The sequence below is a fragment of the Streptomyces sp. N35 genome (assembly GCF_016464295.1).
Classification (GTDB): Bacteria; Actinomycetota; Actinomycetes; order Streptomycetales; family Streptomycetaceae; genus Streptomyces.
Genome location: NZ_JAEIMH010000140.1, coordinates 1 through 13601 on the forward strand (window position 1 = coordinate 1; position 13601 = coordinate 13601).

The following is a 13601-nucleotide window of genomic DNA, read 5'->3' on the forward strand; positions in this document are numbered from 1 at the left end:
ACGGGCCCACCCGCACCGATGCGCACGGCCCAGCGGCCGCGGGTGGCAGCCCGCGCCCGGGTGACCGCGGGTGGCAGCCCGTGGCCCGGTGACCGCGGGTGGCAGCCCGTGGGTCAAGTGGCCGTCCGTGCCCCGCGCACCACCGGTTCGCCCGGCTGCTGCGGCACCTTGCGCCGCTCGTTGCGCAGCACGAGGAGCGCCATGTCGTCGGCGAGCCGGCCGCCCGTGTGCCGCAGCAGCGCGTCGCACACGGTGTTGATCACCTCGCCGGGCGTACTGCGGTTCCCGGCGAGCACGGTGGCCAGCGGGAAGAACTCGCCGGCCGCGTCCCGTGCGTCCTCCACGCCGTCGGTGTGAAGCAGCAGCGTCTCGCCGGCGCGCAGCCATCCGCAGTGCAGGACGGGCAGGTCGGCGGGGAGCGGGAAGGGCCCCAGCGGCGGCAGGGGTTCGCCGCCCGCGACCCGCTCGACCTGCTGGCCGAGCCGGTAGGGCCAGGGGTGGCCGCAGTTGAGCGCGTACACCGAGCCGTCGAGACGGATCTCGAGGAGGAGGACGGTGACGAACTCCTCGCAGAGCGGGGTCTCGGGTTCCCCGGCGCAGGCCGAGGGATGCTCGGACCGTGCGCGCTCGCGCAGATGCCGCCCCATCGCGCGCTCCAGCCTGCGCAGTACGGACGGGAGTTCGGCCTCGTCGTGCGCGGCCTCGCGGAAGCTGCCGAGCAGTGCGGCGACGGTGCCGATGGCGGCGAGGCCGTGCCCGCGCACATCGCCCATGACGACCCGTACGCCGTGGTCGGTGGCGACAGCTTCGTAGAGGTCGCCGCCGACCGTCGCGGCCCGATGGGCGGAGAGCTGCCCCGCGGCGATCGCCAGACCGTCCAGGCGGGGCGGCAGCGGACGCAGAAGCACCCGCTGGGCGGCGCCGGCGACCTCGCGGATCTGGGCCAGCTCCTGCAGGAGGGCCCGGCGTACGCCGAGTATCAAACCGGTGCCCACGGCGAAGAACACCGCGCTGGTGGCGATGCGTGCGGTGAGCCCGTCCTGCTGGGCGAGCGGGCAGGTGAGCTTGTAGAGGATGGCGACGCCGCCCCACAGCGTCGGCAGCGCAAGAGTGACCACACGCCGGATCGGGGATGACTCCGCCCGTGACGTGCGGTGTCCGGACCCCGGTACGACGGGCGTCCTGGACTTGATACGGATCATCGCCGACGGCCTCCCTAAGGCCCTGTCGAGCAGGGGCCAGCCCCGAGACAGCGCGTGCACCGGAGCAGCGACTGCTCGGCGCCCGGCCGGATCGATTCTGTCCATGGGGTGGCCCGATCGGGCCAGGGAGTCCGTTCTTCTCACCCGAATGAGTGAGGGGCGCACTTGGTCTCCCAAGTGCGCCCCTCACCAGGCGTTTTGAGCCCTGGCTCTACGGGAACGCGAGCCCCCGCCGCGGCCTCACGCGCCGCGCAGCACCGCCCCGGTGATCTCGGCGGCCCCCGCCACCGCGGCATCACGGGCGGCCGCCGCCTCCTCGACGGTGAGGGGGGGGTTCGGGGGGCGGGAGCGCAGCGCGTACGCGAGCGACTTCTTGCCCTCGCCGACCTGGTCGCCGGTGTAGACGTCGAACAGCCGGATGTCCTCGAGGAGTTCACCGGCGCCGCCGCGCAGGAAGTGCTCGACCGCGGCGGCCGGCACCTCCTTGTCGACGACCAGCGCGACGTCCTGCGTGGCCACCGGGAAGGTGGAGATACGCGGCGCCTGCAGCGTGCCGTCCACGGCCTGCTCGACGAGGTCGAGGTTGAGCTCCATCGCGCAGGTGCGCGCGGGCAGCCCGAGCGCCTTGACCACGCGCGGGTGCAGCTCGCCCGCGTGACCGGCGAGTGTCTTCACCCCGTCGATGACGACGGACAGCTCGGCGCACCGGCCCGGGTGCCAGGGACCGTACTGGCCCTGGTCCACGAGCAGGTCGACACCGGCCTCGGCGGCCACGCCGCGCGCGGCCTGCACGGCGTCGGCCCACTCGGCCGGACGGCCCTTGCCCCACCAGCCGGCCTGCTCACGGGCGCCCGCGAGGACGACCGCGACATGGCGCGGCTGGACGGGCAGCACCGCGTTGAGCCCGGCGAGCTCCTCGTCGGTGGGCCGACGGTCGACCGGGAGGCGTACGGCGGTGCCGACACCCGTCGACGAGGCAGCCGGGTGGAAGACCAGACCCGTCTCGAAGAGAGCGAGGTCGTGGCCGCCCCGGCCGTTGTTGCGGCGCAGCGCCTGGAGCAGGCCCGGGAGGAGCGTCGTACGAAGAGCGGGCTCCTCGTCCGAGAGCGGGTTGACCAGCTTGACGACACGGCGGGCCGGGTCGTCCTTGTCGAGCTGCAGGTGGTCGAAGACCTGCTCGCCGATGAACGGGTAGTTCAGGGCCTCGACGTAACCGGCACCGGCCAGGACGCGGCCGACGCGGCGGTGCAGGCGCTGGCGGTCGGTCAGCCCCAGGCCCGCGGGGGGCTTGGGCAGCGTCGAGGGCAGGTTCTCGTAGCCCTCGAGCCGGATGACCTCTTCGGCCAGGTCGTTGGGGTCGGTCAGGTCCGGCCGCCAGGACGGCACGGTGACGACGAGCTCGTCCTGCCCGTACACATCGCAGCCGACCTCCTGCAGACGCCGTACGACGGTCTCGCGGCCGTAGTCGACACCCGCCACCTTGTCGGGGTGGTTCGCCGGGATGGTGATGGTGTGCGGCGCGAACGGCGCGATCACCTCGGTGACCCCGGCCTCCGCGGTACCGCCCGCGAGCAGCACGAGCAGGTCGACGGTCCGCTGGGCCGCGGCGGACGCGGCCTTCGGGTCGACACCGCGCTCGAAGCGCTTGGACGCCTCGGACGACAGCTTGTGCCGGCGTGCGGTGCGCGCGATCGACAGCTGGTCGAAGTGCGCGGCCTCGATGACCACCTCGGTGGTGCCCTGCGCCAGGCCCGTCTCCGGGTCGATCTCGGGATCCGCGATCTCGGTGTTGGCGCCGCCCATGACACCCGCGAGACCGATGGGTCCGCGGTTGTCGGTGATCACCAGGTCCTCGGTGTCGAGCACGCGCTCGACACCGTCGAGGGTCGTGAACTTCTCGCCCGCCTCGGCACGGCGCACACCGATGGGGCCCTCGATCGAGGAACGGTCGTACGCGTGCAGGGGCTGGCCGAGCTCCAGCATCACGTAGTTGGTGACGTCGACCGCGAGCGAGATGGGCCGCATCCCGGCCTTCTGCAGCCGGCGCTGCAGCCAGATCGGGGAGCGTGCCTCGGGCTGCAGGCCGACGACCGTACGAGCCGTGAAACGGTCGCAGCCGCGCGGGTCGGAGATCTTCACCGGGTGGCCGAACGAGTTCGGCGCCGGGACGTCGAGCAGCGCCGGGTCGCGCAGCGGCAGCCCGTACGCGGTGGCGGCCTCGCGGGCCACGCCGCGCATGGACAGGCAGTAGCCGCGGTCGGGCGTGACGGCGATGTCCAGGACCTCGTCGTACAGCTCAAGCAGCTTGGTGGCATCCGTGCCGACCTCGTGCTCGGGCGGCAGGACGATGATGCCCTTGGTGCCGTCGTCGCCCATGTCCAGCTCGTCGCTGGAGCAGATCATGCCGCGCGAGACCTTGCCGTACGTCTTGCGCTCGGCGATCCGGAAGTCGCCGGGGAGCACGGCGCCGGGCAGCGCCACGACGACCTTGTCGCCCTCGGCGAAGTTACGGGCGCCGCAGACGATCTCCTGGGGCGCGCCGGTGCCGTTGGCCTGGCCGACGTCGACGGTGCAGAAGCGGATGGGCTTCTTGAACTCGGTCAGCTCCTCGATGGTGAGGACCTTGCCGACGACGAGCGGACCGGTCAGGCCCGCGCCCAGCTGCTCGACGGTCTCGACCTCGAGGCCGACCCCGATCAGCTTCTCCTGTACGTCACGGCCGGTGGCGTCCGCCGGCAGGTCGACGTACTCCCGCAGCCAAGAAAGCGGGACCCGCATCAGATCTCCATCCCGAACGGCCGGGTGAACCGGACGTCACCCTCGACCATGTCTCGCATGTCTTCGACGTTGTGGCGGAACATCAGCATCCGCTCGATGCCGAACCCGAAGGCGAATCCGCTGTACTTCTCGGGGTCCACACCGCACGCGGTCAGCACGCGCGGGTTGACCATGCCGCAGCCGCCGAGCTCGATCCAGCCCTCGCTGGAGCAGGTGCGGCAGGGCTTGTCGGCGTTGCCGACCGACTCACCGCGGCACACGTAGCAGAGCATGTCCATCTCGGCGGACGGCTCGGTGAACGGGAAGTAGTTCGGCCGCAGACGCGTCTTCATGTCGGAGCCGAAGAGCGCCTTGACCATGTGGTCGAGGGTGCCCTTGAGGTCCGACATGGTCAGGCCCTCGTCGATCGCGAGCAGCTCGATCTGGTGGAAGACCGGGGTGTGCGTCGCGTCCAGCTCGTCGGTCCGGTACACGCGGCCGGGGCACACGATGTAGACCGGCAGCTCACGGCTGAGCAGCGCACGCGCCTGCACCGGCGAGGTGTGGGTGCGCAGGACGATGCCGGACTCGTCGTCGACGGTCGGCTTGCCGTCCTCGCGCGTGCCCTGGACGAAGAACGTGTCCTGGGTCTGGCGCGCGGGGTGGTCCGGCACGAAGTTGAGGGCGTCGAAGTTGAACCACTCGGCCTCGACCTCGGGTCCCTCGGCGATCTCGTATCCCATGGACACGAAGACGTCCGCGACCCGCTCCATCATGGTGGTCAGCGGGTGCCGGGCGCCGGCCGGTACGCGGTCGTAGGGCAGCGTGACGTCCACGGCCTCCTCGACGAGTACGCGGGCGTCTCGCTCGGCCTCGAGCTCGGTCTGCCGGGCCGCGAGGGCCTTGCTGACCGCGCCGCGGGCCTGGCCGATGCGCTTGCCGGACTCGGCCTTGGCCTGCGGCGGCAGCGCGCCGATCTCACGGTTGGCGAGCGCGAGCGGCGAGGTGCCGCCGGTGTGCGCGACCTTCGCCTCCTGGAGCGCGTCGAGGTCACCTGCGGCCGCGAAGGCGGCGAGCGCCTCGTCCCGCATGCGCTCGATCTCTTCCGGTTTCAAGGCTTCGACCTCAACAGGGTCGTACGACTTATTCGGTGCCGACATCTCTTCCCGTGCTTCCGATTGGCTGGCTGGTCTCTCCTGGACCGCAGACCGCGCCCACGCAGACACAAATGCGCCAAGGGTCGAGTCTAACGGGGTGCCAGGGTGGCTTTGACGCCCGTGTGCGGGGCGTAAGGAGCTGATGACGCCCGTGGGGACCGGGCCGGATGACCTAGAGCAGGTACGCCGGAGTGCCCACGGGCAACGTAAATCGGAACTCCGCGCCGCCGGAGGGTCCGCGGCCGACGGTGATCGTCCCGCCGTGCGCCTCGACGATGCCCTTGACGATGTAGAGGCCCAGGCCTGTGCCACCGCGCTTGCTTCCCCGCCAGAAGCGGGTGAAGACTCGGCCCATCGACTCCTCGGGGATGCCGGGGCCTTCGTCGCTCACGGTGACTGCCGTCCCTTCCAGGGGGCTCTCAAGGGGTGCCACGTCAATGGTGACGGTGCCTTCCCCGTGGCGCACGGCATTTTCCAGGAGGTTGGAGAGCACCTGGTCGATCTTGTCGGGATCGGCCCACAAGTCGGGCAGCGGCTGCTGAAGGCGTACGAGGAAACGGTCCGGCGCCTGGCCCGCCGCGATGTGCGACTGGATATGGCGTCCGACGGCGGCGGCGACATCGACGGGCTGCCGCCTCAGCTCGAGACGCCCCGAGTCGATACGGGAGATGTCGAGCAGCTCCGCGATCAGCCGCGTGACGCGGTTCGCATCCGCGTCGACGGTCTCCAGCATCAGCTTCTTCTGGTCGTCGGTGAACCGCTCCCACTTGGCAAGGAGCGTGGCCGTGAACCCCTTCACCGAGGTCAGCGGCGAGCGCAGCTCATGGGCCACGGTCGCGATCAGTTCGGCATGGCTTCGTTCGGTACGGCGCCGGGCCTCGGTGTCCCGCAGGCTCACCACAAGGCGGTGCAGGGGCCCGGTGGGCCGCGTCCGCACATAGCGCGCGGAGACGAGCACCTCGCGGCCGCCGGGCAGCAGCAGATTGCGCTCGGGCTGACCGGTGCGGATCGCGAGGCCGCCGTAGGGGTCGGTCAGCTGCCACCAGCGCCGGCCTTCGAGGTCCTCGAGCGGCAAGGCGTCCTCGACCGGATGCCCGAGGGCGTCCTCGGGGCGTACGGCGGTGATCCGGGCGGCCGCCGCGTTGAAGCAGACGACCCGGCCCTTCTCGTCGGCGACGACCAGACCGTCGGGCAAGTCGTCGGGGTCGAGGCCCAGTTCGCCCAGCGGGGTGCCGATACGGGGCGCGGCAGGGCGCGGCACGGAGCGTCGCGCTCCGGCCTGTCTCCTGGTGCCGACACTCATCCCCGTATCCCACCTCTCGACTCGTCATCAGTGGGCCCCCGAGCCCGCCACACTACTAGCTGAGGGTGACGGTGGGGGTGCCCCGTGTACCGGTGAAGGTGAGAACTTCGGGGAGGAAGGGCTCAGGGCCGGGGCGCGTTCCTGCGCTGGGCGCGCGCCGAGGCGTAAAGGCAGACGGCGGCGGCCGTGGCGAGGTTGAGGCTCTCGGCCTTGCCGTGGATGGGCACGCGCACCACCGCGTCGGCGAGTGCGCGGGTCTCCTCCGGCAGGCCCCAGGCCTCGTTGCCGAAGATCCATGCGGTGGGCCCGCCCATGGTGCCCTTGTCGAGTTCGTCGTCGAGATCGTCCTCGCCGGCCCCGTCGGCCGCGACGATCCGTACACCCGCGTCCTTGAGCCCTTGCACGGCCTGCTCGACGGGTACGCCGACGGCGACGGGCAGATGGAAGTGCGAACCGACCGACGCCCGTACGGACTTGGGGTTGTACAGATCGACGGACGCGTCGGTCAGGACGACGGCATCCGCGCCCGCCGCGTCCGCGCAGCGCAGCACGGTGCCGGCGTTCCCGGGGTCGCGCACATGCGCCAGTACGGCGACGAGCCGGGGCCGCGCGGCCAGGATCCGCTCGAAGGGCGTGTCCAGGAAGCGGCAGACCCCGACGAGCCCCTGGGGCGTGACGGTGGTGGAGATGTCCGCGATCACGGTCTCGTCGGCGAGGTGCACCCGGGCACCGGCCTTCTGCGCGGCCTCGATGATCTCGGCGTACCGCTCGGCGGCCTCGACGGTGCTGAACAGCTCGACGAGCGTCGGCTGTCCGTCCGCGGAGTGCCCTGCTGCTTCCCGTACAGCCTGAGGCCCTTCGGCCAGAAACAGCCGCTCCTTGGTCCGGAAGTTCCGCTTCCCGAGCCGCCGGGCGGCGGCGACGCGGGTGGACTTCGACGAGATCAGCTCAGGTGCGGCAACCATGACATCAACCTTAGGCACTCAGGGGCGCGGGGAACTGCGCAGTGGAGGCGCGAAGCGCCGACATAGGGGCGCGGCGAACTGCGCGCCCAGCCACAGGCAACCCGCAGACGGCGAACGACACTCAGGGGCAGACGCATGCCCGAACAAAATCGGACCCGCGGACCGAAACGGTCCACGGGTCCGATCAAGCGCTCAGCGGCGCAACGCTCAGGCAGCAGCCTTGGGAGCGTTGACGTCGGCCGGCAGGGCCTTCTGCGCAACCTCGACCAGCGCGGCGAACGCGTTCGGGTCGTTGACGGCCAGCTCGGCGAGGATCTTGCGGTCCACCTCGATGTTGGCGGCGTTCAGACCCTGGATGAGACGGTTGTACGTCATGCCGTTCTGACGGGCCGCAGCGTTGATGCGCTGGATCCACAGACGACGGAAGTCACCCTTGCGCTTCTTGCGGTCGTTGTAGTTGTAGACCAGCGAGTGGGTGACCTGCTCCTTGGCCTTGCGGTACAGACGCGAACGCTGTCCGCGGTAGCCGCTGGCCTGCTCGAGGATCGCCCGACGCTTCTTGTGCGCGTTTACCGCGCGCTTGACGCGTGCCACTTTTAACTCCTTGTAGCGGGGCCGTGGTGATGTTCACACGGCCCAAGTTCGAATAGGTCCCGGTCCAGGCGTCCAGCCCCCGCCCGCGGCGGAGCCGCCGATGTCACAGCGGGGGCCGCGACGTCACTTGCCGAGAAGCTTCTTGATCTTCTTGGCGTCGCCCGGGGCCATCTCGGCGTTGCCGCTGAGGCGACGCGTCAGACGGGACGACTTGTGCTCGAGCAGGTGGCGCTTGCCGGCGCGCTCACGGAGCACCTTGCCGGAGCCGGTGATCTTGAAGCGCTTGCTGGCACCGCTGTGCGACTTGTTCTTCGGCATAGCGCCGTTCTCTCCTCGTCAGTGGCGCTCCCCCGGCGGTGAAGCCGGCAGGCGGGAGCGTCAGTTGTATCGGTTGGCGATCCTGGACTCGCGCCCCGGATCAGGCCTCGGCAGGCTCCTCGGCCGAAGCCTCGGCGGGCTCCTCCGCAGCAGCCTCGGTGGGCTCCTCGTCCGTGGCGCGGTCACGACGCGTGGTGGTCGCCGGAGCGTCCGCCTTGCGCGCGGCCTGGGCCTCGCGAGCCTCGGCCATGGCCTCGGTCTTCTTCTTGTGCGGACCGAGAACCATGATCATGTTTCGGCCGTCCTGCTTCGGGTTCGACTCGATGAACCCGAGGTCCTCGACGTCCGAAGCAAGGCGCTGCAGCAGTCGGAAACCCAGCTCGGGGCGGGACTGCTCGCGACCACGGAACATGATCGTGATCTTGACCTTGTCGCCCGCCTTGAGGAACCGGACGACGTGACCCTTTTTGGTGTCGTAGTCGTGCGGGTCGATCTTCGGCCGGAGCTTCATTTCCTTGATGACCGTGTGCGCCTGGTTCTTGCGCGCCTCACGGGCCTTCATGGCCGACTCGTACTTGAACTTGCCGTAGTCCATGAGCTTGCAGACGGGCGGACGTGCGCTCGCCGCGACCTCGACCAGGTCGAGGTCGTACTCCTGAGCAAGCTCAAGGGCCTTGGCAAGCGGAACAATCCCGACCTGCTCGCCGCTGGGACCGACAAGTCGCACTTCGGGAACGCGAATCCGGTCGTTGATGCGGGGCTCGGTGCTGATGGATCCTCCTCGGTAGCACCACGCAACGGTCTGGCGGACCGCCACGTAACGTCATGTTGTGAGACCTAACCGCACCGGCACATGAAAAATGCCCCGGACGATCACAGGCGGGGCTCCAAACCGGAGCACCACCGCGACGTACGCGGGGCGCATCAGCGACGGGAATACACACGAGGTGTCCGTCGGACCGGTGACCCGCCGCCCTTTCGGGTGGCCAGGTGGGAGATCGGAGCCTCCACTTGTGGGCCGGGCACGCGAGTGTCCGGCCGGTCGTTACACAAGGTTAGCAGAGCTTGGGGGGTGCGGCTAACGGCCCGTGTTCAGGGCCGTCGCCGCGGGCGGGCTCAGCCGAAGACGGGCCCCGTGTACTTCTCGCCGGGGCCCTGACCCGGCTCGTCCGGGACGAGCGAGGCCTCGCGGAACGCCAGCTGGAGCGACTTGAGACCGTCGCGCAGCGGGGCCGCGTGGAAGGAGCTGATCTCGGTCGTGCTGGCGTCGAGCAGACCGGCCAGGGCGTGGATCAGCTTGCGCGCCTCGTCGAGGTCCTTGTGCGCATCGCCCTCTTCGGTCAGGCCCGCCTTCACCGCGGCGGCGCTCATGAGGTTCACCGCCACGGTGACGATCACCTCGACCGCGGGGACCTCGGCGATGTCGCGGGCCATGGCGTCGAAGTCGGCGGTCTGTCCGGTGGGGCTTGCGTCAGTCATGGTGCTCAGCCTAAGCGCGTACGGGATGTGCTCCGACCGTCGGGGGCGGCGTCCGCTCCCCCCGGGGCCTGATCCACAAGACAGGTCCCCCGAGGGCCTGATCCACAGGACAGGCCCTACGCCCGCACGTACAGCGGTTCACCGGGCGGCGTCGCCTCAGCAGGCAGGAGCGCGAGGTCGAGGCCGCGCACCAGACGAGCCCGCAGGTTCTCGTCCGCGGCGAGCGCCCGCGCGACGCGCTGGGCGGCGGCCGCGGGGTCGCTGCCGTCGTCGAGCACCAGGGCGAGCGTGCCGTCGGAGTTCCCCGCGGCGCCCAGGTGGGCCCGGATCACCGACGGCTCGGCGGCGACCACTGCCCGCACCGCTTCGGCGACGGCCGGATCGGTCAGCGGATCCGTCGAGGTGCGTCCCTCGGCGAGCGCGTACAGGGCGCGACGGGGCAGCTCGTACGGGACGGGGCCCGCCATGTCGAGGACGATCGTGTCGGCCTTCTCGTGCGCGGCCGCGCGCAGCGCCTGCTGCATGGGCACGGCGACGGACCGTGCGGCCGGGTCCCACAGGGAGAGGGCGTGCGTCGAGGTGAAGGCGGGCAGCGCGGTGCGGCCGCCGGCCTTGAGCGTCGGCACGGCCATGTCGCTGTTCTTCTCGCGCTTGAGCCCGCTCTCGTCGGTCTCGACCTCGCCGAGTACGGCGACGACGGGGACGAGGAGCCGGGCCTCCTTCAGCGCTTCGAGGACCAGGCTCTCGTTGGCGGGCGTGCGCTCCGCGGCCCAGGCGCCGAGTGCCGCGCCGAGGCGGGGGTCGGCGGAGCCGTCGTCGTTCCCGTACCCGTGGTCGGGGATGTTCTTGTTCGCCACGTTGCCCGACCCTACAGAGCCGCGACGGCCGGTGTTCCCACCGAGTTCTGAGGTGGATCTCACGCTGCGTACAGGCAGGCGGCCGAGCCTCGCGGCATGCACGTGCCCCGTACCCTCGCCGTGTCCCTGCTCGTCTGTGCGGTGGCCGGCTGCGCTCCGACGGCCGACGCCGGCCCCGCGTCCGCCGTGCGGGCGCCCCGCCAGGAACCTGTCGTACAGGAGGCGACCGTGCGGCCCTCCATGGACTCGCTGCTCGAGGATGCGCTGGCCTCTGTCGCGCTCCCGGGAGATACGCGCTTCTCCGTCGCCGTGCTCGGTCTGGACGACGGCAGCAGGGGCGGCTACGCGGACGAGGAGGCGTACGACACGGCGAGCATCGTGAAGGTCGACATCCTGCTCGCGCTGCTTCTGAAGGCGCAGGACGAGGGGCGCGCCCTGTCCGGGCAGGAGCGGTCCTTCGCGCACGCCATGATCACCAGCAGTGACAACGCGGCGGCGACCGCTCTGTGGACCGTGATCGGCGGAGCCGAGGGGCTCGACGCGGCCAACGCCCGCCTCGGACTCACCGGGACCAGCGCCGGCACGGACGGGCGGTGGGGGCTGACCCGGACCACCGCGGCGGATCAACTGATGCTGCTCGAGGCCGTGTTCGGCGATGCGCGCGTGGTGTCCGCCGCATCGCAGGAGTACGTACGGAAGGTGCTCGGGGCGATAGTCGAGGGGCAGGACTGGGGGGTCTCGGCGGCGGGCGGCGACAGTGCGCTCAAGAACGGCTGGCTGCCGCGCTCCGCCACCGGGCTCTGGGACATCAACAGCATCGGCCGCGTGAGGGTCGACGGACGGAAGTATCTGATCGCCGTGCTGTCGGACGGGCATGAGACCAAGGAGGACGGGGTCGCGCTGGTCGAGCGGGTGGCGCGGGCGACGGCGCAAGCGGTGACCGACGGCGCCGGAAGCTGAACCCGCGCTTCAGGCCCGGCGCCTGGTCCGCCAGAGCACGGTCGCGACGACCAGGAAACCCGCGCCCAGGGCGCCCGCCGCCAGGCCCAGCCAACTGGATGTGCCCGAGCCCCGTTCCTGCTTGGACGGGCCCTGGCCGAAGTACTTCTTCGGGTACGCGGGTGCCGCCGCGGGCTTGATCTCGGCGCCCTTCGCGATCGCGGCCACCGGGTCGATGAAGCCGTACCCGAAGGAGTCGTCGCGGCCGCCGGACGGGGAGTCCTCGGCCGTGTCCTCCAGGAGCCGCTTGATCTGGGCCGGGCCGAGGTCCGGGTGGGCGGCGCGGACCAGCGCCACCGCTCCGGAGGCGAAGGCGGCCGCGGCCGAGGTGCCCCAGCCCTTGTAGTACTCGCGGTCCGGACCCGCCATCACGATGTCGTCGCCGGGGGCGCTGACCGTGGCGTACCAGCGGCGGGTCGAGAACGAGGCGCGCGCACCGTAGCGGTCGACGGCCGTGACGGCGATGACGCCGGGGTAGGCCGCGGGATACGAGATGTGGTCGCCCTTCTCGCCGCCGTTGCCCGCCGAGGCCACGACGACCGCCCCCTTGCTCAGGGCGTACTGGACGGCGGCGTCCTCCCGGGCGTCGGCGTGGGCGGACTCGCTGTCGTCGCCGAGCGACATGTTGATCACGTCGGCGCCGTGGTCGGCGGCCCAGCGGATGCCGTCGGCGAGGGCCGTGCCGCGTGTGTTGCGCGCTTTCGTACGGGACTTGTCGCCGTCCTCGAGGATCACCCGTACCGGAAGGATCTTGGCTTCGGGGGCGATGCCGAGGACACCGTCCGCTCGGCCCTGGCCGTGTCCGTGGCCCGCGATGATGCCGGCCATATTGGTGCCGTGCCGGGCCCAGGCCTTGTCGCCCTGCCGGGCACCGAAGCCGATCATGTCCTTGCCCTTGAGGACGTTGTCCTCGAGGTCGGGGTGCGTGCCGTCGACCCCCGTGTCGAGGACCGCGACCGTGATGCCCCGGCCCTTGGTCGTGGCCCATGCCCGCTCGGCGTCGAGGGCGTCGAGCGCCCACTGCTGGGCGCGGATGGTGTCGGCCTGTGCGGCGGTCGCCGGTAGCAGGACGAGGGCGCCGGTCAGGAGCAGGGCGCCGAGGGAGCGAACCTTCACGAAGCGTCCTCCGTGGCCTCGGCGGCCTTCTTGCGCAAGCCACGCTCGATACGGTCGGCCAGGCCCCGCGCCTCGTGGCCGAGACCGGACTGGGCGGCTGCGCTGGTGGCTCCCTCGGCCATGGCCTTCGCGGCCGGTTCGGGGGCCGGGACCGGCCGGCCGTCCGCGAATCCGGAGACCGCGAACACGACGACGGGCGCGTCGCTGAGCACCGACACGCTCCAGCTGGCCCGCTGCCGGGGCCCGAAGTCCGCGGCGATCGTGCCCTTGACGGGGTAGGTGCGCGGCAGTAGATCGGGGCGGGTGGCGAGGCCTTCCTTCTCGAAGCGGGTGCGCAGCGCGCTCATCGCCTCGGCATCGGCCTCGGTGAACACCATGCCCACCGTGGTGACATAGCTGTGGGTGGCGTCGGTGTACGTGGCGCGGACGAGGCGCTGGCAGCCGGCCGTTTCGAGCGCCTTGTGCAGCAGCGGGTCGAGTCCCGTCGCACAGCCGCTGTCGGGGGCGACGGCGATCCGCGTCCACCGGCGGTCCGCGTCACCGGGTCCCGCGCCTTCGCCTTCGACCGTACGCGGGAAGAGGGTGTCGACCGGTTCGCTGTGCCAGGCTTCCGCGGCGGCGGCGAACACACTCGCGTCGCCGGCGGCCGCACCGGACTCGCCGGTGAGCCAACTCCCGGTTACCGCACCGGTGATGAGCCCGACGCCGAGCACGACGCAGCAGGCCGCGGCGACGATCCGCGGGCGGCTGCGGCCCACCGGGCGCAGCCGGGTGGTGTGGTCGTCGAAGGCGGCGGGCGGTTCGAACACCAGGGGCCGCCCGGCGCCCGGCCCCGGGCTGAGGTCCACGGGCCC

13 protein-coding genes are annotated in these 13601 nt (G+C 71.3%); 1 reads left to right on the forward strand and 12 read right to left on the reverse strand.

Annotation, left to right across the window (positions count from 1 at the left end):
- Positions 1-113: 113 nt before the first annotated feature.
- From JAO81_RS40000 to JAO81_RS40045, 10 genes are all read right to left on the reverse strand, one after another.
- Positions 114-1202 carry a PP2C family protein-serine/threonine phosphatase gene (locus tag JAO81_RS40000; protein WP_199552925.1) on the reverse strand — a complete coding sequence of 363 codons (1089 nt, stop codon included), beginning with the start codon at positions 1200-1202 and terminating at the stop codon, positions 114-116.
- Between the two features lie 240 nt (positions 1203-1442).
- The gene (pheT, locus tag JAO81_RS40005; RefSeq protein ID WP_199552926.1) at positions 1443-3980 is read right to left on the reverse strand and encodes a phenylalanine--tRNA ligase subunit beta; all 2538 of its coding nucleotides are present in this window, start codon (positions 3978-3980) and stop codon (positions 1443-1445) included.
- Positions 3980-5119, reverse strand: a complete 1140-nt coding sequence (gene pheS, locus JAO81_RS40010) for a phenylalanine--tRNA ligase subunit alpha (protein ID WP_199552927.1) — start codon at positions 5117-5119, stop codon at positions 3980-3982. Before pheS ends, pheT begins: the two co-directional genes overlap by 1 nt.
- Before the next feature lie 169 nt (positions 5120-5288).
- Complete coding sequence (locus tag JAO81_RS40015) at positions 5289-6419, reverse strand: ATP-binding protein (protein ID WP_199552928.1); 1131 nt, start codon at positions 6417-6419, stop codon at positions 5289-5291.
- A gap of 122 nt (positions 6420-6541) precedes the next feature.
- Positions 6542-7384: an RNA methyltransferase gene (locus tag JAO81_RS40020; protein ID WP_199552929.1), complete on the reverse strand. Its 843-nt coding sequence runs from the start codon at positions 7382-7384 to the stop codon at positions 6542-6544.
- 207 nt (positions 7385-7591) lie between these two features.
- The gene (rplT, locus tag JAO81_RS40025) at positions 7592-7978 is read right to left on the reverse strand and encodes a 50S ribosomal protein L20 (protein ID WP_165335498.1); all 387 of its coding nucleotides are present in this window, start codon (positions 7976-7978) and stop codon (positions 7592-7594) included.
- A 123-nt stretch (positions 7979-8101) separates the two neighbouring features.
- Positions 8102-8296, reverse strand: a complete 195-nt coding sequence (rpmI, locus tag JAO81_RS40030) for a 50S ribosomal protein L35 (RefSeq protein ID WP_161700734.1) — start codon at positions 8294-8296, stop codon at positions 8102-8104.
- A gap of 100 nt (positions 8297-8396) precedes the next feature.
- Positions 8397-9113, reverse strand: coding sequence for a translation initiation factor IF-3 (infC, locus tag JAO81_RS40035; RefSeq protein ID WP_199552930.1), 717 nt, complete (start codon positions 9111-9113; stop codon positions 8397-8399).
- Between the two features lie 299 nt (positions 9114-9412).
- The gene (locus tag JAO81_RS40040) at positions 9413-9775 is read right to left on the reverse strand and encodes a DUF1844 domain-containing protein (RefSeq protein ID WP_187815968.1); all 363 of its coding nucleotides are present in this window, start codon (positions 9773-9775) and stop codon (positions 9413-9415) included.
- A gap of 116 nt (positions 9776-9891) precedes the next feature.
- Positions 9892-10632: an SseB family protein gene (locus JAO81_RS40045; RefSeq protein ID WP_199552931.1), complete on the reverse strand. Its 741-nt coding sequence runs from the start codon at positions 10630-10632 to the stop codon at positions 9892-9894.
- Between the two features lie 96 nt (positions 10633-10728).
- On the opposite strand from JAO81_RS40045, the gene JAO81_RS40050 reads away from it, so the two are divergent.
- Complete coding sequence (locus JAO81_RS40050; RefSeq protein WP_199552932.1) at positions 10729-11592, forward strand: serine hydrolase; 864 nt, start codon at positions 10729-10731, stop codon at positions 11590-11592.
- Between the two features lie 9 nt (positions 11593-11601).
- Here the strand turns inward: JAO81_RS40050 and mycP are convergent, their stop codons facing one another.
- On the reverse strand, positions 11602-12747 hold the full coding sequence (gene mycP / locus JAO81_RS40055; protein ID WP_199552933.1) for a type VII secretion-associated serine protease mycosin: 1146 nt from the start codon (positions 12745-12747) through the stop codon (positions 11602-11604).
- A complete protein-coding gene (locus tag JAO81_RS40060) occupies positions 12744-13595 on the reverse strand; it encodes a hypothetical protein (protein ID WP_374194417.1) in 852 nt (283 codons plus the stop codon). The genes mycP and JAO81_RS40060 overlap by 4 nt, the downstream gene beginning before the upstream one ends.
- Positions 13596-13601 lie beyond the last annotated feature (6 nt).